The 21,755-nt window shown below is 68.9% G+C and carries 19 protein-coding genes; 11 read left to right on the top strand and 8 right to left on the bottom strand.

Going from position 1 to position 21,755, the window contains the following annotated elements:
• Positions 1–7: 7 nt before the first annotated feature.
• From JNB_RS14650 to JNB_RS14640, 3 genes are read right to left on the bottom strand one after another with little or no spacing between them, the layout of a single operon-like run.
• Positions 8–649: a flavodoxin gene (locus tag JNB_RS14650; RefSeq protein WP_237700663.1), complete on the bottom strand. Its 642-nt coding sequence runs from the start codon at positions 647–649 to the stop codon at positions 8–10.
• Positions 646–2,100, bottom strand: a complete 1,455-nt coding sequence (locus tag JNB_RS14645; protein ID WP_009777278.1) for an MFS transporter — start codon at positions 2,098–2,100, stop codon at positions 646–648. The genes JNB_RS14650 and JNB_RS14645 overlap by 4 nt, the downstream gene beginning before the upstream one ends.
• Positions 2,097–3,143 (bottom strand): alcohol dehydrogenase catalytic domain-containing protein, encoded by a 1,047-nt coding sequence (locus JNB_RS14640; RefSeq protein WP_040884947.1) that lies wholly within the window; start codon positions 3,141–3,143, stop codon positions 2,097–2,099. The genes JNB_RS14645 and JNB_RS14640 overlap by 4 nt, the downstream gene beginning before the upstream one ends.
• 110 nt (positions 3,144–3,253) lie before the next feature.
• Between JNB_RS14640 and JNB_RS14635 the strand changes: the two genes are divergently transcribed.
• Positions 3,254–4,141: a helix-turn-helix transcriptional regulator gene (locus JNB_RS14635; protein ID WP_009777276.1), complete on the top strand. Its 888-nt coding sequence runs from the start codon at positions 3,254–3,256 to the stop codon at positions 4,139–4,141.
• A gap of 219 nt (positions 4,142–4,360) precedes the next feature.
• On the opposite strand, the gene JNB_RS14630 is transcribed toward JNB_RS14635, so the two are convergent.
• On the bottom strand, positions 4,361–4,981 hold the full coding sequence (locus JNB_RS14630; protein WP_009777275.1) for a DUF305 domain-containing protein: 621 nt from the start codon (positions 4,979–4,981) through the stop codon (positions 4,361–4,363).
• Positions 4,982–5,085: 104 nt separating this feature from the next.
• On the opposite strand from JNB_RS14630, the gene JNB_RS14625 reads away from it, so the two are divergent.
• From JNB_RS14625 to JNB_RS14590, 8 genes are all read left to right on the top strand, one after another.
• Complete coding sequence (locus tag JNB_RS14625; protein ID WP_009777274.1) at positions 5,086–6,066, top strand: NAD(P)H-quinone oxidoreductase; 981 nt, start codon at positions 5,086–5,088, stop codon at positions 6,064–6,066.
• 235 nt (positions 6,067–6,301) lie between these two features.
• Complete coding sequence (locus JNB_RS14620) at positions 6,302–7,015, top strand: PadR family transcriptional regulator (RefSeq protein WP_009777273.1); 714 nt, start codon at positions 6,302–6,304, stop codon at positions 7,013–7,015.
• Positions 7,012–7,743 (top strand): ABC transporter ATP-binding protein, encoded by a 732-nt coding sequence (locus tag JNB_RS14615; RefSeq protein WP_009777272.1) that lies wholly within the window; start codon positions 7,012–7,014, stop codon positions 7,741–7,743. Before JNB_RS14620 ends, JNB_RS14615 begins: the two co-directional genes overlap by 4 nt.
• Positions 7,740–10,604 carry an ABC transporter permease gene (locus JNB_RS14610; protein ID WP_009777271.1) on the top strand — a complete coding sequence of 955 codons (2,865 nt, stop codon included), beginning with the start codon at positions 7,740–7,742 and terminating at the stop codon, positions 10,602–10,604. Before JNB_RS14615 ends, JNB_RS14610 begins: the two co-directional genes overlap by 4 nt.
• Positions 10,605–10,633: 29 nt before the next feature.
• Positions 10,634–11,209, top strand: a complete 576-nt coding sequence (locus tag JNB_RS14605; protein WP_009777270.1) for a TIGR03086 family metal-binding protein — start codon at positions 10,634–10,636, stop codon at positions 11,207–11,209.
• A 24-nt stretch (positions 11,210–11,233) separates the two neighbouring features.
• Positions 11,234–11,872 carry a bacterial proteasome activator family protein gene (locus JNB_RS14600; protein ID WP_009777269.1) on the top strand — a complete coding sequence of 213 codons (639 nt, stop codon included), beginning with the start codon at positions 11,234–11,236 and terminating at the stop codon, positions 11,870–11,872.
• Between the two features lie 37 nt (positions 11,873–11,909).
• The gene (locus tag JNB_RS14595; RefSeq protein ID WP_050766627.1) at positions 11,910–12,989 is read left to right on the top strand and encodes a hypothetical protein; all 1,080 of its coding nucleotides are present in this window, start codon (positions 11,910–11,912) and stop codon (positions 12,987–12,989) included.
• A gap of 63 nt (positions 12,990–13,052) precedes the next feature.
• The gene (locus tag JNB_RS14590; protein ID WP_009777267.1) at positions 13,053–13,988 is read left to right on the top strand and encodes an acyl-ACP desaturase; all 936 of its coding nucleotides are present in this window, start codon (positions 13,053–13,055) and stop codon (positions 13,986–13,988) included.
• Between the two features lie 103 nt (positions 13,989–14,091).
• Here the strand turns inward: JNB_RS14590 and JNB_RS14585 are convergent, their stop codons facing one another.
• On the bottom strand, positions 14,092–15,744 hold the full coding sequence (locus JNB_RS14585) for an FAD-binding dehydrogenase (RefSeq protein WP_009777266.1): 1,653 nt from the start codon (positions 15,742–15,744) through the stop codon (positions 14,092–14,094).
• A gap of 137 nt (positions 15,745–15,881) precedes the next feature.
• On the opposite strand from JNB_RS14585, the gene JNB_RS14580 reads away from it, so the two are divergent.
• Positions 15,882–16,658 (top strand): peptidylprolyl isomerase, encoded by a 777-nt coding sequence (locus JNB_RS14580; RefSeq protein ID WP_009777265.1) that lies wholly within the window; start codon positions 15,882–15,884, stop codon positions 16,656–16,658.
• Positions 16,659–16,735: 77 nt separating this feature from the next.
• Here the strand turns inward: JNB_RS14580 and JNB_RS14575 are convergent, their stop codons facing one another.
• Entirely contained in the window at positions 16,736–17,413 is a 678-nt protein-coding gene (locus tag JNB_RS14575) for an HAD-IA family hydrolase (protein ID WP_009777264.1), read from the bottom strand.
• 22 nt (positions 17,414–17,435) lie between these two features.
• On the opposite strand from JNB_RS14575, the gene JNB_RS14565 reads away from it, so the two are divergent.
• Positions 17,436–19,604 (top strand): DUF998 domain-containing protein, encoded by a 2,169-nt coding sequence (locus JNB_RS14565; protein WP_009777263.1) that lies wholly within the window; start codon positions 17,436–17,438, stop codon positions 19,602–19,604.
• A 28-nt stretch (positions 19,605–19,632) separates the two neighbouring features.
• Here JNB_RS14565 and JNB_RS14560 read toward each other — a convergent pair whose 3' ends face one another.
• Complete coding sequence (locus JNB_RS14560; RefSeq protein WP_009777262.1) at positions 19,633–20,022, bottom strand: nuclear transport factor 2 family protein; 390 nt, start codon at positions 20,020–20,022, stop codon at positions 19,633–19,635.
• Between the two features lie 5 nt (positions 20,023–20,027).
• A complete protein-coding gene (locus JNB_RS14555; protein WP_009777261.1) occupies positions 20,028–21,752 on the bottom strand; it encodes an AMP-binding protein in 1,725 nt (574 codons plus the stop codon).
• Positions 21,753–21,755 lie beyond the last annotated feature (3 nt).

Here is a 21,755-nt window from a genome sequence, read left to right as displayed (position 1 = left end):
AACCGGCTCACCTGCCGAGCAGGATGGCTGCGCGCAGCCACTCCTCGACGTCCGGTCGAGCACCAGCGACGTCCTCGCCGCGCACGGACAGACCCTCGCCAATTGTGTTGTCCGGCAACCACTCTCGGTAGTCGTCGACGATCCCGCCAAGCCCGCTCACGGCGTACGTGACGAACGGCAGAACGGTCCGCCCCGCCAGGTCCACGGACTCCACGAAGGTGCGCATGATCATCGGCGCCCGCACGTTCCAGATCGGACTCCCGAGCATCACCGTGTCGTAGCCCGCCAGGTCCGGCAGCGCGCCCACGATCGGCGGCCGCTCGTCGGTCTCCTGCTCGCGCTTGTTGCGCGCGACCGTCGGGTCATACGCCTCGGGGTAGGGATCAGCCGCCCGGATCTCGAGCCGGTCGACGTCCACGAGCTCCGCGATCATCCGCGCGAGCACCGCTGTTTTGCCGACCTCCAGCTTCGTGCGGCCACCGTTGAAGTAGTTCTCCCCAGCGCGCGAAAAGTACGCGAGCAGAACCTTTTTCGGCTTGGCCGGTTCCCCGGGTTCCGAGCAACCGAGGAGGTCGAGCGCCGCTGCCGCTGTTCCCCCGTGCAGCACTCCTCGCCGACCAAGGTGTGGGTATGCCGTGCGCTCGGTCACGAGGCCGCCTCACCGAGGGCGACGGGTGGCTTCGCCACAGGGGCCGCGACGGCACGACGTCCCGGCAGGATCACGGCCAGCACCACCACAAGGGCAAGGCCCAGAAGGACGCTGCTCCCGGTCAAGGCTGCACCGACGTGATCCGCAACTGTCGCAGGGCCGCTCGCATCTCGGCCCGCGCGAGCCGCGACGGAGACGAGGATGCCGAGGCCCAGCGCCATTCCGAGTTGGTGGAACGTGTTGAGCAGCCCGGAGGCCGCCCCCGCGTCCGCACCATCGACACCGGCAATGCCCGAGCTCGTCAGCGGAGCAAAGGTCAGCCCCTGTCCGATTCCGATGATCGCCATCGGCACCGCAACGGCCACGACATACGAGCCATCGACGCCGGCACGACTCAGCCACACCATCCCGATGAGGGTCAGGGCGACTCCGGTCGACATCAGCACGGCCGACGGCACCCAGCGACCCAGTCGCGGAACAGCGAGTGCCACAGCGAAATTCACGATCGTCATGGGCAGGAACCCGAGCCCAGCCTGCAGCGGAGTGAACCCGAGGCCGTCCTGCATGAGCTGAGTCGTGAAGAAGAAGAACCCGATCATTGCGCCGAGATAGAGGAACCGGACGGCATAGGCACCGCTGCGTTCGCGACTCGCGAAGAGCCGCAGCGGCATGATCGGCTGCTCCGCCTTGGCCTCGTTCACCACAAGTGCGACGAGCAGGACGACACCCACCGCCAGAGACACGATGACGCGCGTCGACGCCCACCCGGTCTCCGCCGACTCGATGATCCCGAAGACCAGCGCACCCACACCGAGCGTTGCCGTGAGTGCCCCGACCAGGTCGAAGCGGCCCTGTTGGCGCGGAGTCTCGACGAGCACCCGGCGCGCGCCAATGATCATCGCGATGGCGATGGGCACGTTGACGAGGAAGGCGGCCCGCCACGAGGCGAGGTCCGTCAGGGTCCCGCCCACGAGCAGACCGAGAGACGCCCCGATACCGGCCGTGGCGGCATACATCGAAACAGCTTTGGTCCGCATTTCACCGTCGAAGTACGACGTGATGAGCGTCAGGGACGTGGGCGCGACGATCGCCGCGCCGATGCCCTGGAGCGCGCGGGCCGAGATGATCCACCAGCCCTCGGGTGCGACGCCGATGAGGGCTGAGGCGAGGCCGAAGATCGCGAGACCCACGACGAAGAGCCGTACCCGGCCGACGATGTCGCCAGCGCGGGCGCCCAACAACAGCAGCCCGCCGAAGACCAGCGTGTAGGCGTTCTGCACCCACGACAGCTCGGTGCTCGAGAGGTCGAGGTCGGTGCGGATGCTCGGCAGTCCGGTGAAGACGACCGAGTTGTCGAGCAGGATCATGAAGTAGCTCGTGAGGATGATCGCGAGCACCGGCCACACCTTGCCGGGCACGGCGCCGGCGCGACCCGAGGGCGTCTGGGTCACGGTCGGACCATGACCTTGAGGGCTTCGCGGGCGTCCATCGCGGCATACCCGGCGGCAGTGTCGTCGAGCGAGACGGTTCGGTCGAAGACGCGACCGGGGTTCACGGTGCCGTCGAGGACTGCGGGGAGCAGCTGCTCGATGTAGGCGCGCACGGGGGCGGGTCCGCCGGTGAGCGTGACGTTGGGACCGAACACGGACCAACCGACGGGCGCCTCGTCGTACTGCGGGACGCCGACACGGCTGATGGTGCCACCAGCGCGGACGACGCCGATCGCCTGCTCGTAGGCCGGCAGGTGGCCGACCGCTTCGAGGACGATCGGGCTGCCACCATCGGTGAGCTCGCGGACCTTGGCGATGCCCTCCGCGCCGCGCTCGGCGACGACGTCCGTGGCACCGAACTCGCGACCGAGGTCGGTGCGCGCTGTGTGGCGACCCATGAGGATGATCTTCTCGGCGCCGAGCTGCTTGGCGGACAGAACCGCGAGCAGTCCGACCGCGCCATCGCCAATGACGGTGACAGTGCTGCCCTTCGTCACGCCACCGCGCAGGGCCGCGTGCCAGCCGGTGCCGTAGACATCCGAAAGCGTGAGCAGGCTTGCCAGCAGGGCCTCGTCGGCGTTCTCGTCCACGCCGGGGACGGGCACGAGGGTGCCGTCGGCGAGGGGGACGCGCACGGCTTCGGCCTGGCCGCCGGTGGTGCCGAGGTGGGCGTCGTTCCAGAACCCGCCACGGACACAGGACGTCTGGAGACCGGCGAGGCAGAACTCGCAGGTGCCGCACGACACCGCGAACGGCGCGATGACGAAGTCACCCGGCTTCACGGTCGTGACGTCGGCGCCCACATCTTCGACGACACCGATGAACTCGTGGCCCATGGATTCACCAGCCTCGTTGACCGGGGCCGAGTGATAGGGGTGGAGGTCGCTGCCGCAGACGCAGGCGCGGGTCACGCGCACCAGAGCGTCGGTGGGCTGCTCGATGGTCGGGTTGGGCGCGTCGATCACGCGGACGTCGCCAAGGCCGTAGATGTAGGTAGCTCGCATGACAACCACTACATCCCTGTATGCCGTTCTGCGGGAGTCCCGCTCGTTACAGGTACCGGCAGGGCCTCCCTTCGAGGTGGCCCGGGACCTACCGTGAAGGAATGACATCGATGGACCTGCGCGCCGAGATCCGTGAGTTCCTGCGCTCACGACGCGCCCGCATCACGCCCCAGGAAGCCGGCCTCCCGGCATACGGAGGCAATCGTCGGGTCGCGGGGCTGCGCCGCGAAGAAGTGGCAATGCTCGCGGGAGTCTCGGTTGACTACTACGTGCGGATGGAGCGCGGCAGTCTCGCCGGCGCGTCCGAGGGAGTGCTCGATGCGCTGGCCAACGCGCTGCACCTCGAGGACGCCGAGCGCGACCACCTATATGCGCTGGCTCGTGAATCTGGTGTCAGCAAGGGGCGGCGACGCAAGGCTGCGCCACCGACCGTGCGGCCGGGGGTGCGACAGGTGCTCGACGCCATTGGCGATGCGCCCGCGTGGGTGCGCAACGGGCGGCACGACATCCTCGCGATGAACACGTTGGCGCGAGCGCTGTATGCGCCGGTGCTCGCCTCGGATCCGCGGCGACCGGCGAACACGACCCGCTTCATCTATCAGCACCCGGAGGCGGCGCGCGAGCTGTTCGTCGATTACGACCGGATCGCCCAGGACGCCGCCGCGATGCTGCGTTTGGAGGCTGGCCGCAACCCGCACGACCAGGAGCTCATCACCCTCGTCGGTGAGCTGTCGACACAGAGCGAGCTCTTCCGACAGAGGTGGGCGTCGCAGGACGTGCGCTATCACCGCAGCGGTCGCAAGCGCCTCCGGCACCCGGTCGTGGGTCTGCTCGACCTCGACTTCGAGGGGATGGAGCTGCCATCCGAACCTGGCTTGAACCTCAACATCTACACCGCGGCCGAGGGGACGCCGACGTCCGATGCCCTCAAGCTGCTGGCCTCGTGGGTCGCCGACCAGGATGAGCTCCTCACCGAAGAAGCCCCCGCCCGCACCTGAGCTGCGGAGCGTGGGTCTACCGGCCGACTATCAGCTAGTTCGCGGCTGACGAACCTCCGTGCTCAGCACGACAGCCCGGGTGGTCCGCTGATAGTGCGCCGGTAGGCCCAACACCGCCCCTGAGCCGTCGGTGGACCACGTTCGGCAACGAAGTCGCAACGAGTGCAGCCTCGGCCAGCGCGAGTGACGAGGCCGTGCAGACCTATGTACGCGCCCCGCTCAGCGCATCATCGGCATCCCGGCCCAGCGGACGCCGAACCAGTCCACCAGCCACTGGCGCATCTGGACGATCTCGGCGGACTGTCCTTCGCGGATGTCGACAGCAAGCGCGCGAGTCTCGGCGTGCACGGCAGAACTTGAGCCCGAGGCGGCAGCGGGAGCGACGAGGAGTCGTTGGGACATCATCACGGCCGTCATGTGGTGCGGAATCATGTCCTTGAGGAACGCCCGGTCGAGTGCGTCGCCGCTCTGGCCGGTGAGGTCGCGCATCATCGGCTGATGGCTCGCGCTGCGGCTCTGGCCGGGATACCACTGCTTCAACCAGCCCTGCATCTGTTCAACCTGCGCAGACTGGGTGGCGATGACGGCATCACCGAACGCCCTCATCTCCGGGCGCGTTGAGCGGGCGAGCTGCCCCGCCGCGACGATGGCCTCCTCGTGGTGCGCCACCATCTCGATGAGGAAGTCCCGCTCTGTCAGCGAGGAGCCGGACATCATCGGCGAGTGGCCGGACATCCAGGTGTTCCGATGACCTCCGGCCAGGGCGCCACCAGCAGCGGCTGCCGCGACGGCGACGACCAGTACGAGCGCGCCCAGCAGAGCAACGATGCGACCTTTCACCGGACACCTCCTTCCTGAAGTTCCTGAGTCCAGACTGCGGTTCCACGAGCAGCGCGGACAGGGCCGTTGGTCCCGCCGCCGGGTCCGGTCGTACGTTGGGACTCATGAAGGCCATCACCATCTCCGAGCCGGGCGGCCCTGAGGCCCTCGTCCTCACCGACGTCGACACCCCCGAGCCCAAGTCCGGCGAGGTCCGCATCAAGGTCGCCGCAGCGGGCGTCAATCGCGCGGACACCCTCCAGCGACAGGGCTTCTACAACCCGCCTGCCGGTGAGACCGACATCCCCGGCCTCGAGGTCTCGGGTGTCATCGACGCCGTCGGCGAAGGTGTCACCGAGTGGGTGGTCGGTGATGAGGTGTGCGCTCTGCTCGTCGGTGGCGGTTACGCCGAGCAGGTCACCGTCCCCGCCGGCCAGGTCCTCCCGATCCCCGCCGGAGTCGACCTCATCGACGCCGCCGCCCTTCCCGAGGTCGCCTCGACCGTCTGGTCCAACGTCTTCCTCACCGCGAACCTCCAGCCGGGCGAGACCTTCCTCGTCCACGGCGGTTCGTCCGGCATCGGCACCATGGCGATCCAGCTCGCCCGCGAGGTGGGTGCCCGCGTCGCCGTCACCGCCGGTTCCCAGGAAAAGCTCGATGTATGCCGTGAGCTCGGCGCCGAGATCCTCATCAACTATCGGGACCAAGACTTCGTCGAAGAACTGGCCAAGGCCACGAACGGCCACGGCGCCGACGTCATCCTCGACAACATGGGCGCGAAGTACCTCCCCCGCAACGTCGACGCCCTCGCCACCGCAGGCCGTCTCGTCGTCATCGGCATGCAGGGCGGAGTCAAGGGTGAACTCGACCTCGGCAAGCTCCTCCGCAAGCGCGGCGCCGTCATCGCCACGAGCCTGCGCGCCCGTCCCGTCGCCGAGAAGGCCACCATCGTGGCTGCTGTCCGCGAACACGTCTGGCCGATGATCGCCGACGGTCGCGTCCGCCCGATCGTCCACTCGCGTCACCCCTTGGCCAACGCCAGCGACGCCCATGCCGAGATGGAAGCCAGCCAGCACATCGGCAAGATCCTCCTGCTCACCGACTGACTTCAGCTCCGACTCATTGCGCATTCCGACGCTCGTCGCCGGCCTCCTCCCGTCGGAATGCGCAATGAGTCGGTGGTTGCCAAGCGGCTGAATACTCGGTATACATGTCCTGTCCGAGCACGGCATACCGAGTATTCAGTCGGATCAGGGGCCAACTGGAACCACTCGGTATGCCGGCTCGGCACCGTACGCGGGAGCGCAGGGGTTCCCGCGTCAAACGTTGAAGGAGACACCGATGTCGGTCAAGCAAGGGCTCATGGCGCTCCTCGCCGAGGGGCCCATGTATGGCGCGCAGCTGCGAGTCGAGTTCGAGGAGCGCACCGGTGGCACGTGGCCGCTCAACGTCGGGCAGGTCTACACGACGCTGAATCGCCTCGAGCGCGACGGACTCGTCGAGCCGACCGGTGTGGCCGACCACGAGGGGCGCATCTCCTACCGCCTCACCGACGCGGGCCGGACCGAGGTGAGCACCTGGTGGACCACGCCCGTTGACCGTGACACGACGCCGCGCAACGAGCTGACGATCAAGCTCGCGCTGGCCGTGACCGTCCCGGGCGTCGACGTCCAGGCCGTCGCCCAGACCCAGCGCACCTCGACGCTCAAGCACCTCCACGACCTCACCCGGCTCAAGCAGCAGGTGATGCGCAAGCAGCGCGACGCCGAGCGCAGTGGCGACGCCGAGCGCAGTGGCGACACCGAGCGCGACGCCCCGACAGAGGGCGCAGCCAACCACGACCTCGCCTGGCTCCTCGTCCTCGAGAACCTCATCTTCACGGCTGAGGCAGAGGTCCGCTGGCTCGACCACGTCGAGACCCGGCTGCACCGGGAGTCGCTGCGCCCTTTTCCTCGTACGGGGGCCGCGGGGGCGGCACGAGCGGCAGCCGAGGAGACGGCATACCGGCGTGAACAAACCCAGCAGGAGCGCAACGCGACGGAGGCACGTCGATGACCGCCCCGAGCCTGCTCCTCGACAACGTCACGCGTATCCACGGCACCGGTGACACCGCGGTCCGTGCCCTCGACGGCGTGAGCCTCGAAGTCATGCCCGGCGAACTCGTCGCCGTCATGGGCCCGAGCGGATCCGGCAAGTCGACCCTCCTCAACCTCGCCGGAGGACTCGACAAGGCCACCAGCGGACGCGTCGTCATCGAGGGCGAGGACCTCACTGGCCTCAACGCCAAGGGCATCGCCCAGTTGCGGCGCAGGAGAGTGGGATTCGTCTTCCAGGACTACAACCTCATCCCCAGCCTCACCGCTGCCGAGAACGTCGCCCTCCCCCTCGAGCTCGACGGCGAACGCGCCAGCCAGGCCCGGCGCCACGCCCGCCAGAGCCTCGACCTCATGGGCCTGCGTGAACTGTCCGACCGCTTCCCCGACCAGATGTCCGGCGGGCAGCAGCAGCGCGTCGCCATCGCCCGCGCGCTCGTCGGCAGCCGTCGCCTCGTCCTCGCCGACGAACCCACCGGCGCCCTCGACAGCCACACCGGAGAGGACGTGCTCCGGGTCCTCCGCGAGCGCTGCGACGACGGGGTCGCGGGACTCCTCGTCACCCATGAAGCCCGGCACGCTGCCTGGGCCGACCGCGTCGTGTTCCTGCGCGACGGCGTCGTCGTCGACTCCACCGGGCGCGCCAGCTCCGCCGAGGACCTCCTCGACTCCGCGAGCGCGAACCGATGACGGCCGACGCCAACGCCGGAAAGCGTTCGGCGTGGGGCCGATTCACCGGAAGCTGGGGCATCGCCCTGCGCATGGCCCGCCGTGACGTCCGTCGCCACAAGGGACGCAGCGCGCTCATCGTCATCATGGTCGCCCTGCCCACCCTCCTCCTGGTCTTCGCGATCGTCTCGGCCGCCACGAGTCAGGTGACCGGGCCCGAGCAGATCCCCAGCCGCATGGGCAACGGGGTCGCCAGCCTTGACTACCCGCAGGGCGGCAAGGTCGACCAACCGTTCGACCCCAGCTCGTCGTGGGGATCCGACGGTGCGCGCATCCCCGTGCCGGGCTGGGTCGAGGGCGGTTCGGCGTTCGACAACGCCCAAGCCGTCGGCTCCCTGACCAAGACCACAGCCATCCCCTATGTCTCCGAGTCCGTCTCCACCCGACTCGGCGACCGTCGACTCAACCTGACGAGCTTCGCGGTCGACCCACGCCCAGGACTCAAGGGCATGGTCGAGGTCACCGACGGACGACTCCCCCAGCGTGCCGGTGAAGCCATGGTGTCGCAGACCGCCGAGTCGCGCGGACTGCCCACGACGGGGACCCTCACCCTGCGCTCGAACGGGCAGGACGTCGAGGTCGACATCGTCGGCATCGCCAAAGTTGCCTCCGGCGACCGGGGCACGCCCGATCTCGTCGTGCCGCAGCCCTTCGTCAAGGGCCAGGGCGGTGGCGGTTGGATCCTGCTCGGCTCAGAGCCGGTGAGGTGGCCCGAGGTTGAACGCCTCAACACCCATGGATTCCTCGTCTACTCGGCCGAGGTCCTCGAGAACCCGCCGCCGACCAGCGAGCTCTCCGCCAGCAACCGCGAGATGCTCGCAAGCAACAATGACCGCACCTCCACGTTCATCGCCATCGGCGGCGCGCTCCTGCTCATCATCACCACCCTCCTCGTGGGTCCTGCCTTCGCCGTGAGCGCCGCGCGGCAGCGGCGCACCCTGGCCTTGTCGGCAAGCAACGGCGCGACGACGGCCCAGCTGCGCCACAGCGTCCTGGCCCAGGCTGTCGTGCTCGGGGTCATCGCCGCAGTCGCTGGTTCGGCGCTGGGCGTTGCCCTCGCGTGGGCCTTGATGCGCAATGACCGGGTCACCCAGTTCCTCGGCATGGGTGGGCCGTTCGAGTTGCCGTGGGTCGCGGTGGCCCTGGTCACCCTGGCTGCCATGGCCAGTTCTGTCATCGCCGCGCTCCTGCCCGCCCGTCGGCTCGGCCGGCTCGACATCGTCGGCGTGATGAAGGGGCAGAACGTCTCGCCCCGACCGAGCAAGGTCGTGTTCCTGGTCGGCGCCGCTCTCGCTGCCCTGGGTGGCTTCTGGGTCATCTCCCTTGCCGCGAACCAAGCCACGTCGGCCGAGGGCGGCGAGGTCAAGGTCGTCGCCGCGACGGTGGCCCTGGTCGTCGGCGCCATCATGCTGGCGCCGATGATCCTCGTGGGCATCGCCCGGGTCAGCTCACGCCTGCCCGTGTCACTTCGCATGGCGACCCGCGACGCCGGCCGTCAACGCAGCCGCAGCGTCCCTGCCATCGCCGCGATCCTCGCCGGAGTCGCCGTCCTCACGATGACCCTCATCGCCAGCGGCAGCGACAACGAACAGGGTCGGCGTGAATACACCGCCCAGAACGTTCCGGGAGATGCCAAGGTCTTCGGTCAGGGATCGCTGTCGGACGGCATGGACGTCGAGGGCATCACGACCTCGTTCGCCGCGATCCACCCCGGCCTCGAGGTCTCCCCAGTCGGTTCTGTGAACACGGGCGACCCGTGGATGACGTCCAACTCCCCGCCAACCAAGCCCTATGACGCCCGGGCCATCAACGTCGTGCCGCCGGGTTGCACGCCGACGCGGACCGTCTCCGACACGGAGTTCACGATCTCGATGGAGGAGTCGCAGAGCAACCCCCAGCCACCGTGCCAGCGCGTCGGCACCCAAGGAACTGGCAACATCGCAAGCATCGCCTTCACGCCCGCGGCTGAGATCGTCCGCCGGTTGACCCTGCTCGGTCGCGAGGATGACGCCCAGACGATCGCGGCAGGCGGTGTCGTCGTGAGCCGCCCGCCGGGAACGAAGACCCTCCTCGCCGACGGCAAGGTCACCGTGATGACGGCGACCCAGACGATCGACCCCAACGACCAGGACCAGCCCGACCCCGCCGCGGGCCTGCACGACATCAAGACGGTGACTCTTCCCGCGGTCGAGGTCGAGCTGAGCAAGGAGAACGTCGGCACCCTCCTCTCACGGGGGATGCTCGTCCCGACCGAGGTCGCGAAGGCTCAGGGGTGGCCCGGCTACATCGACCAGCTGACCGTCCACGACCCGTCCGGACCGATCACCCAGGACCTCACCGAGCGTCTGGGTGGAGCCGTGAGCGACGAGGTCTACATCCAGACCGAACGCGGCTACCAGTCGCCACTGAAGTGGATCATCCTCGTCCTCATCGGGATCTTCTCGCTCCTGCTTCTCGTCATCACCCTGACGTCGACGGCCCTCACCCTCGCCGAGCAGGAGAACGACCAGGCGACCCTCGCGGCCCTCGGCTCCGGGCGAGGCACGCGACGGGTCATGGCGGCGGCGCAGGCGTTCACGCTCTGCATCATCGGCGCCGTCCTCGGGGTTGCCGTGGGAATCGTCCCCGGCATTGCGCTTGCCTATCCACTGACGGCACAGTCGTGGAACCCGATCACCGGCGAACAGATCAACGGCGACCCGATCCTCGTCTTCCCCTGGCTCATCCTCATCGGGTTCGCCATCGCCGTCCCGGCGGTGTCAGCGGGACTGGCCGCGGCCGGCATACGCAAGGCTCCGGACGCCACCCACAGAACCGCGTGACTGTCAGACCGACCTGACAGACTTTGCGTATGCCGCTTCCCACCGACCCAGCCGGTCGTCACCGTGCGATCGCCGAGACCTTCACCGAGCGTGCACGCGGGGTGAGCGACTGGAACGCCCCGGCGCCCGTCGAGGGGTGGGCGACGCGCGATGTCGTGCGGCACCTCGTGGAGTGGTTCCCGGCGTTCCTCAAGGGCGGGACGGGGATCGAGCTGCCCGCTGGGCCGTCGGTGGAGGAGGACCCGGTCGGTGCGTGGACCACCCACGCCGACGCGGTCCAGGCGCTGCTCGACGACCCGGAGACCGAGGCCAAGGTGCTGAGCAACCCGCACACGGGAGACGTGCCCCTGCCGCAGGCGATCGACCAGTTCTACACAGCCGACGTCTTCATGCACACGTGGGACCTCGCGCGCTCGAGCGGCCAGCCCGACCGGCTCGACTCCGACTTCGCGAACCAGCTGTTCGGCGGGATGGAGCAGTTCGACGAGATGCTGCGGAGCTCGGGTCAGTACGGCCCGCGCGTGCCCGTGCCCGAGACGGCCGACATCACCGACAAGCTCGTCGGGTTCATCGGTCGCGACCCGTCGTGGACCCCGCCCGCCTGAGGGTGACGCGTCGCGTGGGGCAGGATGGATGACATGAGCGACCAGCAGCCCACGCAGCCGGAATCGAGCGAGCCCGCCGGCGAGCAGGAGCCGCGCGAGGTGCACGGCACAGCGACCATCGACGACGACAAGGTCGTGGTGGTGACGCCGGACGGCATGGGTGTCGCCGAGCGCGACCCGCAGGGCAAGCCGACCCAGAACCCCGCCGACCTCGTCGAGCAGCCGGCCAAGGTCATGCGCATCGGCTCGATGATCAAGCAGCTCCTCGAGGAGGTCCGCAACGCGCCCCTCGACGAGGCCGGTCGCGCCCGCCTCGCCGACGTCCATGAGCGTTCGCTGGCCGAGCTCAAGGACGGCCTCGCCCCCGAACTCGTCGAAGAGCTCGAGCGCATCTCCCTGCCGTTCAGCGACGACGCGCCCTCCGACGCCGAGCTCCGCATCGCCCAGGCGCAGCTCGTCGGCTGGCTCGAAGGCCTCTTCCACGGGATCCAGACCGCGCTCGTCGCCCAGCAGATGGCGGCCCAGGCGCAGCTCCAGCAGATGCGCCAGCTGCCACCCGGGCACGCTCCGGCACCGGGGCAGATGGGCAACCCGATGGGGATGCCCACCATGCCGAGCGGACCGGACAGCGGCCCCGCCGAGGGCACCGGGCAGTACCTCTAACCCCACACGCCCGCAGATTTCGGGCAGGGTGCTGGACATGCGCCTCTCCCGGAAGACCTTCACTGCTCCTCTGTATGCCGTCGCGCTCGTCGCGCTGTCGGCTCCGCTCGCGATGTCCGCGAGTGCGGCACCTCCGGGTGGCCCGGCCTCGTTGTCGTGGGATGTCACGACGGTCGACGCCGACCAGAGCTTCCGCGGGCTCGACGCCGTGGACCGCGACACCGCCTGGGTGAGCGGGGCGAGTGTGAGCGGTGGGGATGCGAAGGTCTATCGCACGTCAAACGGCGGAGAGAGCTGGCAGGACGTCAGCCCGGCGGGGAGTGCCGGCCTGAACTTCCGTGACGTCGAGGCCGAAGACGCCCTGACCGCAACAGTTCTCGCAATCGGCGAGGGTGAAGCGTCGCGGATCTATCGCACCACCGACGGTGGCGCGAACTGGACGGAGACCTTCCGCAACACCGAGCCGACGGCGTTCTTCAACTGCATGGACTTCTACCCGGGCGGCAAGCGCGGGCTCGCGGTGAGCGACCCGGTGGCCGGCAAGTTCCGGATCATCTCGACCCAGGACGGCGGCAAGTCGTGGTCGGTGCTCCCCACTGCGGGGATGCCCGACTCCACCGGTGAGGCGAACTTCTCGGCCAGTGGCGACTGTCTGACGATCTCAGGGCGTGACGCGTGGTTCGGGTCCGGCGGTGCGAAGGCGCGGATCTTCCACTCGACCGACCAGGGCCTCACCTGGACGGCGACCGACTCGACCCTGCCCGCAGGTGAGGCTGCCGGTGTCTTCGGGCTCGTCTTCAAGAACCCGCGTCAGGGCATCGCGGTCGGTGGCGACTTCGCCGCGGCGGCCAACGGGGTCGACGCCTCGGCGACGACCCGGGACGGAAAGTCCTGGACCAACGGGGGCGACCTCGCGCACCTGGGTGAGGACGCGGCATACCTGCGTCGTGCGGTTGTCGTCGTCGGCGAGAGCGGACCGATCGCCGGGAGCAGCGCCTCGACCGACGGCGGACAGACCTGGACGCAGTTCAGCGAAGTCGGCTTCCACACGCTCGACTGCACGGACGACGGCGCCTGCTGGGCCGCCGGTGGCAAGGGTCGAGTCGGCACGCTCTGACCCACAGAACCGAACTCACGAGTAACTAGCGGGGCGAACCTACGGGAGCGTAGGTTGGCGAGCATGACCGCTACGACGTGGACTCAGACCGACCTGCTGCGCGAGCTCAGCCCCGTCGTCGAGGCGAACCTCAACCGGCACATCGGCGTCGCCAAGACCTGGTACCCCCACGACTTCATCCCGTGGAGCGACGGCCGCAACTTCGACGGCCTCATGGGTGGCGACCCCTGGAGCCCCGACGACGCCGGGATCTCCGACGTCGCGCGCTCGGCGCTCATCGTCAACCTCCTCACCGAGGACAACCTCCCGAGCTACCACCACGAGATCGCGCTGATCTTCGGGCGCGACGACGCGTGGGGCGAGTGGGTCCACCGCTGGACGGCCGAGGAAGGTCGCCACGGCATCGCGATGCGCGACTACATGCTCGTCAAGCGCATGGTTGACCCGAATGCGCTCGAAGACTTCCGCATGACGCACATGTCGCAGGGCTACGAGTCCGCGCACAGTGGCGAGCTGATGCACTCGCTCGCCTACGTGTCGTTCCAGGAGCTCGCGACCCGGGTCTCGCACCGCAACACCGGTCGCTTCACCAACGACCCGATGGCCGACCAGCTGCTGCAGCGGATCGCGGCCGACGAGAACCTCCACATGATCTTCTACCGCAACCTCATGGGTGCGGCGCTCGAGCTCGACCCGAGCAGTGCGATGCAGGCGATCCGCGACGTCGTGCGTGACTTCGCGATGCCCGGCACCGACATCCCCGGGTTCCAGCGCAAGGCGGTCGAGATGGCCGTCGCCGGGATCTACGACCTGCGCCAGCACGCCGACGACGTCGTCGCGCCGGTGCTCCGCTTCTGGAAGGTCTGGGACCTCGAGAACCTCTCGGCCGAGGGTGAGCAGGCGCGCCTGGAGCTCGCCGACTTCATGGCCGGACTCGACACGAAGGCCACGCGGTTCGAGGACAAGCGCGACACCCTCGCCGCCCGCATGAACCTCTGACCAAGCACCACCTCGACTTCGTGCCCCATACGGACACGAAGAAGGAGGCCTACGGCCGACGAAGCGTGTCCGTATGGGGCACGAAGTCGGTCTCAGGCCGCAGTCAGGCGATGTCGCGGGCTGCGGCACGTCCGGCAGCGCGGCCCGAGAACAGGCACCCGCCCACGAACGTGCCCTCGAGCGAGCGATAACCATGCACCCCACCGCCGCCGAACCCGGCAACTTCGCCGGCGGCATACAGGCCCTTGACCGGATCTCCATCGGCCCCGATGACCTGGGAGTCGAGATTGGTCTGCAGCCCGCCGAGTGACTTGCGGGTGAGGATGTTGAGGCGCACTGCGACGAGCGGGCCGCGCTTGGGGTCGAGGATCCGGTGCGGCGGGAACGCGCGCTTGGTGAGCTTGTCGCCGCGATACTCACGGGCGACGTGGATCGCCGCGATCTGCGCGTCCTTGGTGAACCCGTTGTCGAGCTGGCGGTCGCGCTCGAGCACCTGGCGTTCGATGTGCGCGAAGTCGACCGGGGCGTCTGGGGTCAGCGCGTTCATCTTGGCGACGAGCTCACGCAGGGTGTCGGCCTGGACGAAGTCGATGCCGTGGTCGAGGAACTTCTGCATCGACGGCTGCACCGCCGTGATCGGGCGCTTGGCGATGTCGCGGTAGTTGCGGTCGGTGAGGTCGAGGTTCTGCTCGCTGCCCGAGAGAGCGAACTCCTTGCCGACCAGGGTGCGGTTGGTGATGAACCACGAGTGGTCGTGCCCGGTCGTGCGCAGGTGCTCCAGCGTGCCGAGGGTGTCGAAACCGGGGAAGTTCGGCGGCGGCAGGCGGTCACCGTTGCCGTCGAACCACAGCGACGACGGGCCGGGCAGGATGCGGATCGCGTGCTGGGGCCACACCGGGTCCCAGTTGTTGATGCCCTCGACGTAGTGCCACATGCGGTCGCGGTTGATGACTGTGCCGCCGGCGCTCTCGGTGATGGCGAGCATCCGCCCATCGACGTAGGCCGGGACGCCCGTGATCATGTGCTCGGGTGCGGCGCCGAGGCGATCGGGCCAGTTGGCGCGGACAAGGTCGTGGTTGCCGCCGATGCCGCCACTGGTGACGAGGACCGCGTGCGCACCGAACTCGAAGTCGCCGACGACGTCACGGTTGGTGGCCACGCCGCGCGCCGAATTGTCCTCTGCCAGAACGGATCCACGCACCCCCGTGACAGCGCCATCGGTCGTGATGACCTCGTCGACGCGGTGGCGCGGGCGATAGATGATGCGGCCGCCGGCGATGTGCGCCCGGACGCGGTCGATGAACGGCGAGACCACACCCGTGCCCGTCCCCCACGGGATGTGGAACCGCGGCACGGAGTTGCCGTGCCCGCCCGCGCGACCATCGCCACGCTCGGCCCACCCGACGACGGGGAAGAAGCTGATGCCGAACTCGCGCAGCCACGAACGCTTCTCGCCGGCCGCCCACTCGACATAGGCGCGGCCCCACTGGCGCGGCCAGTAGTCCTCATCGCGGTCCCAGCCGGCACTGCCCTCCCAGTCCTGCCAGGCGAGGTCGAAGTTGTCCTTGATCCCCATCCGCCGCTGCTCGGGACTGTCGACGAGGAACAGCCCACCGAAGCTCCACCACGCCTGCCCGCCGAAGTTCGCCTCGCTCTCCTGGTCGAGGAGGACGACGGAGCGTCCGGCATCAGCGAGCTCATTGGCTGCGACGAGACCGGCGAGGCCGGCCCCGACGACGAGGGCGTCAGCGTCCATGCGGGCCAACCTATCGCCCGCTCGTGGCTGACCACGCAGACATGGGTATGCCGGTCAGTCCCGTTCCGCTCAACAGGCGCCGCGCGCTCGACGCCCCTATCGTCGCAAGCACCCCACTCCCCCACAGGAGGTCAACGATGACCCGTCACCTCACCCGCTCCACCTCGGCTGCATCCGTCGCCCTGGCCGGTGCGCTGCTCGTCGCCGGACTGTCGACCGCGAGCGCCGCGTCCGCTGCTGCCCCTGGCGCCGACGTCCCCACCGAGCCGACGTCTGGAGCCTGCGGTTTCGCGCCGCTGGAGGACCAGACGTACTCCACCTTCATCGGCCTGCCGAACGACCCGGCGCGCACCCCGAGCCGCGGCGACTCGGGTGTGGTCCTCGAGACCAACCACGGCGACATCCCGGTCGTGCTCGAGCGGGCGAAGGCTCCGTGCACGGTGCTCAGCTTCGAGTTCTTGGCACGCAAGAAGTACTTCGACGGCACCAACTGTCACCGGCTCACGGCATACACGACTCCGCCTGCGGCACTGTCCGTCCTCCAGTGCGGTGACCCGCTCGGGACCGGCTGGGGCGACCCGGGCTACTCGTTCAAGGACGAGCTCGACTCGGCCAAGGCTCTCGAGAACTGGCCCGGATTCCCCGACGGCAGCCGCAAGGTCTACCCGCGCGGCACCCTCGCGATGGCCAACGGCGGTCCCGACACCAACGGCAGCCAGTTCTTCCTCGTCTACGAGGACTCGCGGCTGCGCCCGGACTACACGGTCTTCGGGCACGTGAGCGAGGCAGGCATGAAGGTCCTCGACACCATCGCCGCCGGCGGCATCGACCCCGGCACCGAGGGCACTCCCGAGGACGGCGCCCCCGCCATCGGCGCCACCATCAACCGAGCCCACCGCACCAGCCCCAACTGACCCCAGGGCGACTTGGTGCCCGAAACGGACCGGCGAGCTCCAGCGAGTCGGTCCGTTTCGGGCACGAAGTCGTTCAGTCAGGAAGGTGAGCTGACGAGGGCTTGCCAGGGGATGTCGGCCACTGACGGCACCACGACGTCGGCATCGCGAGCCAGAATCTCAACCGTCGTCGTGCCGAGGACGGCCACCATCAGCCCGGCTCCTGCGGCTCGACCCGACACGAGTCCGGCGGTTGCGTCCTCGACGACGACACAGTCACCGACCGGCACGCCCAACATCGCGGCACCACGTTCATACGGCTCGGGTCCGGGCTTGCCGTGCGAGACATCGCTGGCGGTCACGACGACCGAGGGTCGCGGCAGACCGGTCGCTGCAAGGCGCGCTTCGGCGAGGTCTCGCTCGCAGGACGTCACGATCGCGTGCGGCACCCCGAGCCAGTCGAGCGCCTCCAGAGCCTCGATCGCACCGGGCAGGACGACGATCCCTTCGGTGTCCTCCACCTCGATCTGACCGATCCGAGCGTGAGCGGCCAGGCGTTCGGCCTCGGTGCGCTCCGCCATGACGATCGCAATCGTGTTGGCGCTCGTCCGACCGTGTGCGCCCGCAAGCGCCGCCGGCTCGATCCCGAACTCCTCACACCACAGCAGCCACGAGCGTTCGACCGCCGCCAAGGAGTCGATGAGAGTGCCGTCCATGTCGAAGAGGACTCCGGCGAAAGAACGCTCCAGGAACTGCCCGGCAAGGGGTGCGACCATGCGGCCACCTTAGGGTGGAGGCATGGCTCGCCTTGCTGGAGGACGTCCCCGTGGCGCCCTGCTGAGTGCGACCACCGCGTTCGTCGCGCTCGTCGGCGGCTGGACAGTCGCGGCGACACAGCAACCCGCGGGCTTCGACTCCGTGCGCGAGTCGATCAGCGCCCTCGCTGCCGTGGAGACGCCCCACCGCTGGATCATGACGGTCGCGCTCGTCCTCACCGGACTGGCCCACATCGGTTCGGCCCTCCTGCTGCCCGGACTCCGACGTCCCGGGCGCTGGGTGCTCGGCGCGGCCGGCATCGCCACGATCGGCGTCGCCCTCCTGCCCCTGCCGTCACGCTCCGACGGCTCGCTCGCCCACACGATCGTCGCCTCGGTGAGCTTCGTGCTGCTCGCGATCTGGCCGTGGTTCGCCGCGGACGACTCGGGCACTCCCCTGGTGCGGCGTCGCGTCGCTCGGCCTGCGGCCGCCCTGATGCTCCTCCTCGTCGCGTCCCTCACCGTGGGAGCACGAGCGGGTATGCCGTTCGGTGCACACGAGCGCGTCGTCGCCGCGCTGCTCGCGCTCTGGCCCCTCGCCACGGCGGCCGCGGCGTGGTGGGCCCTCGGCCACCGGGTGGGCGGCCGCAGGCTGCGCGGGCTCCTCGCGGTCGCGGCACTCACCGTCGCCTGTGCCGCGGGCGGGACCGCCGCGACGCGACTGGCGCCGGCCACAGCACAGACCTTGAACTACTCGGCTCAGGTGCAGCTCTCGATGGACCCGCGGGCCTCGAGCCACCTGAGCGCCCGCACCCTCTTCGGCGACATCAACGTCAGCTTCACCGGATTCGCCCCGGGCATCGAAGCCACGCCGCAGGTCAAGTCCTCGATCGCCGACGTCCTCAGCCGACCGGGCGTCACCGTCTCGAGCCTGCAGCCGGGTCCCCTTGAGCTCAACGCCGCCATCCGCACCGCCGCCCGCGACGTTGGGTTGCGGTTTGGCGGCGGCGCCTTCGTCGTCGTGGCCCTGTCGCTGGGTGTCGGCGCGCTCGTGCGTCGTCGGCGACCTCGGGCACGAACGGTCGTCGGAGCGTCACTCGCGTGGGTGATCGCCTGTGGCGCAACGGGTCTGGGCATCTGGCAGACCTACCAACCCGATCGCCAGCACGACTTCACGTCGACCGGCGTCCTCGGCACCGTGCAACGCAACCAGTCCCTCCTGTCGGATGTCGAGGCGCGCACGGCCCAGGTCTCGCCCTACCTGCGCAACCTCATCGCCCTGTCGTCTGCGTTGCAGGACAAGTACTCACCCACGGAGCTCACCCAGCCGACCGCCCTGCGCATCCTGCTCGTGTCCGACCTCCATGCCGGCAACGAGTACGCCCTCATGCGCACCATCGTTGAGGAGGAGCGCATCGACCTCGTCATCGACACCGGCGACCTCGTGAACTTCGGGACGGTGACCGAGGGTGACGCCTCCGGGATGTTCGCTGGCATCGCCTCACTCCCCGTCCCCTACCTTTTCACCCGAGGCAACCACGACGCCACGTCGGCCACCGATGGCGCCATCCTCGACCGCCTGAAGCGCATCCCCAACGTCGTTCTGTTGCAGCCCGATTCGGCGACGTACAACGTCGTGGATGCGGGCGGCATACGCATCGGTGGTTTCAACGATCCCCGGTGGTTCGGCGACGATGGCAAGCGCAGCAAGGACAAGCAGCAGCCTGCCAAGAAGGCGTTCATCGACGCGTTCGCAGAGCAGGACCCGCTCGACCTCCTCGTGTCGCACGAGCCGTGGGCCGTCCAGGACGTGCCACGAGCCGACGTCGCCGTCAACGGGCACATGCACACGCCCGACCTCGAGGGGAACCGGATCCAGGCCGGCACGTTCACCGGCGGCGGCCCGCTCAGCCACTTCGTCGGCGAGGAGGACGGCGAGGAGCTGGTCGGCCAACCGTCGGCCTTCGACGTGCTGACCTTCGGCGAGACGTGCCGCCTGACCTCGGTGACGCGCTACCGCTACCGCAACGTCATCGAGGGGCGACCGGCCTATGACGACGTCAGCCTCGTCAATGGCAGTCGCATCGACACCGTCGTTGACCCGGACCGCACCTGCGCGGAACCGGAACCCGGCACCGGTCCCCTCGGCGCGCTCACGATCCGACAGGTGCCCGCTCCATCGACCGAGCCGGCGCCGAGCGAGGCAAACTGACCCGACCCCGGCAACAGGGCCGGCCCGATCAACGCATGCGCTGCAGCTCGGCGCCCATCTGTTCAATGACTGCGTCGAGCCCCTTCTTGGGTCGCACCATCACGGCGAATTCCAGGATGAGACCGGCGTCGTCCCAGGTGATCATGTCGATGCCGTGCACCTCGACGTCGCCGAGCCGGGTGGTGAACTCCAGGACCGCCGAGTCCTCGCCGACCCATTCCCGCTGATAGGCCAAGTGCGGACCGAGCACCCTGACCGCCGCCGTCAGGTAGGCCACCACGAGCGGCCGTCCCTCCTGCGGCGCGTGCACGGCGGGGCTGCGGAAGACCGCTCCCTCCGCGACCAACGCAGGAAGGCCAGCAGGGTCGAGCGAGTCGACGACGGTGTGCCAGCGGGCGAGAACTGCGGGTGCGTCCATGCCGGTCAGTCGCCCTTGAGGATGTCGTCGCGGTATTCGTTCTCAGGCGGCTCGACCTCACCGCTGGCCACCTGCTCCTCGCGACCGCGCAGCTCGACCCGGCGGATCTTGCCCGAGATCGTCTTGGGCAGCTCGCCGAACTCGAGTCGGCGCACGCGCTGCCACGGCTGCAGGTGCTCGCGGGCGTAGGCGAGGATCGAGCGGGCCGTCTCCTCGGTGGGTTCGTGACCCGGCGCCAGGACGACATAGGCCTTGGGCACCGCGAGCCGCACCTCGTCGGGCGCCGGCACGATCGCCGCCTCGGCGACGGCCGGGTGCTCGATCAGCACCGACTCCAGCTCGAACGGGCTGATCTTGTAGTCGCTCGCCTTGAAGACGTCATCGGTGCGTCCGACGTAGGTGATGTAGCCGTCCTCGTCCACGGAGGCCACGTCGCCCGTGTGATAGAAACCGTCGGCCATGGCCTCGGCGTTGCGTTCGGGGTCGCCCTGATAGCCGGTCATGAGCGGCAACGGCGACGCAGCCAGGTCCAGGCACAGCTCGCCCTCACCGACCCCCTCGACACGAGCGCCCGTCGCCGGATCCACCAGCACCACCGGGCAGCCGGGCAGTGGCCGACCCATGGACCCGGGCTTGAGCGGCGAGCCGGGGGTGTTGCCGACAGCCGCCGTCATCTCGGTCTGGCCGTAGCCGTCCCGCAGGGCCAGGCCCCACTTGTCCTGCACCTGCGAGATCACCTCGGGGTTGAGGGGTTCACCGGCACCGATGACCTCACGCAACGAGCCGGGCCCATCGGACAGGTCGGCGTTGATGAGCATGCGCCACACCGTCGGCGGCGCGCAGAACGTCGTGACTTCATTGTCCCGCAACACTTCCAGCAACTTCGGGGCATCGAAACGCGCGTAGTTGTAGACGAGGATGGTTGCCTCCGCGATCCACGGGGCGAAGAAGCAGGACCACGCGTGCTTCGCCCAGCCGGGCGAGGAGATGTTGAGGTGGACGTCGCCCGGCCGCAGCCCGAGCCAGAACACCGTCGAGAGGTGGCCGAGCGGGTACGACACCTGGGTGTGCTCGACGAGCTTGGGCTTGCTCGTCGTCCCGGACGTGAAATACAGCAGGAGCGGATCACCGGGCGCGGTGCCTGGATGGGGCAGCGGAGGTGAGTCCACGGCATACGCGTCATGGAGGTCGTGCCAGCCGTCCACGGCGCCGACGCTGATTCGAGTGATGTCGCCGGGCAGGCCCGCGAGCTTGTCGACCTGCGACGCGTTCGTGATGACGTGCTTGGCGCCACCGCGGGCCACGCGGTCCTCGAGATCGGCTGCACCGGCGGCCGACGTCGTCGGCATGATGATCGCGCCGAGCTTCATCACCGCAAGCATGCAGTCCCAGAGCTCGACCTGGTTGTCGAGCATGATGATGACTGGATCGCCCTGTGCCACACCGCGATCCACAAGCCAGCGACCGACGCGATCGGACCTGTTCGCCATCGCATCGAAGGTGATCTCGCGCGAGGACCCGTCCTCCTCGATGACCACGAGGGCGTTGGTGGAGTTGTCACGTGCGATGACGTCGAACCAGTCGATGCCCCAGTTGAACCGCTCACCGAGGTCGGGGAAGGTGAACTCCCGGACGGCCTCCTCGTGCTTGCCCCGCCAGCCCAGAATCTGGTCGCGCGCCGCGCGATAACGCTGGGTGGCCTCGGAGGCAGTCGTCGACGTCGTTGTCATACC

The organism is Janibacter sp. HTCC2649, assembly GCF_000152705.1.
In the GTDB taxonomy this organism is placed as follows: domain Bacteria; phylum Actinomycetota; class Actinomycetes; order Actinomycetales; family Dermatophilaceae; genus Knoellia.
This window is presented reverse-complemented; position numbering and strand designations above follow the sequence as displayed.

Coding starts and splice junctions, on each gene's coding strand:
- JNB_RS14620 (WP_009777273.1), top strand. CDS start 6,302: ATGTCGGTCAAGCAAGGGCTCATGGCGCTCCTCGCCGAGGGGCCCATG.
- JNB_RS14610 (WP_009777271.1), top strand. CDS start 7,740: ATGACGGCCGACGCCAACGCCGGAAAGCGTTCGGCGTGGGGCCGATTC.
- JNB_RS14625 (WP_009777274.1), top strand. CDS start 5,086: ATGAAGGCCATCACCATCTCCGAGCCGGGCGGCCCTGAGGCCCTCGTC.
- JNB_RS14575 (WP_009777264.1), bottom strand. CDS start 17,413: ATGGTCGCACCCCTTGCCGGGCAGTTCCTGGAGCGTTCTTTCGCCGGA.
- JNB_RS14605 (WP_009777270.1), top strand. CDS start 10,634: ATGCCGCTTCCCACCGACCCAGCCGGTCGTCACCGTGCGATCGCCGAG.
- JNB_RS14580 (WP_009777265.1), top strand. CDS start 15,882: ATGACCCGTCACCTCACCCGCTCCACCTCGGCTGCATCCGTCGCCCTG.
- JNB_RS14590 (WP_009777267.1), top strand. CDS start 13,053: ATGACCGCTACGACGTGGACTCAGACCGACCTGCTGCGCGAGCTCAGC.
- JNB_RS14555 (WP_009777261.1), bottom strand. CDS start 21,752: ATGACAACGACGTCGACGACTGCCTCCGAGGCCACCCAGCGTTATCGC.
- JNB_RS14585 (WP_009777266.1), bottom strand. CDS start 15,744: ATGGACGCTGACGCCCTCGTCGTCGGGGCCGGCCTCGCCGGTCTCGTC.
- JNB_RS14565 (WP_009777263.1), top strand. CDS start 17,436: ATGGCTCGCCTTGCTGGAGGACGTCCCCGTGGCGCCCTGCTGAGTGCG.
- JNB_RS14600 (WP_009777269.1), top strand. CDS start 11,234: ATGGATGACATGAGCGACCAGCAGCCCACGCAGCCGGAATCGAGCGAG.
- JNB_RS14615 (WP_009777272.1), top strand. CDS start 7,012: ATGACCGCCCCGAGCCTGCTCCTCGACAACGTCACGCGTATCCACGGC.
- JNB_RS14635 (WP_009777276.1), top strand. CDS start 3,254: ATGGACCTGCGCGCCGAGATCCGTGAGTTCCTGCGCTCACGACGCGCC.
- JNB_RS14640 (WP_040884947.1), bottom strand. CDS start 3,143: ATGCGAGCTACCTACATCTACGGCCTTGGCGACGTCCGCGTGATCGAC.
- JNB_RS14560 (WP_009777262.1), bottom strand. CDS start 20,022: ATGGACGCACCCGCAGTTCTCGCCCGCTGGCACACCGTCGTCGACTCG.
- JNB_RS14595 (WP_050766627.1), top strand. CDS start 11,910: ATGCGCCTCTCCCGGAAGACCTTCACTGCTCCTCTGTATGCCGTCGCG.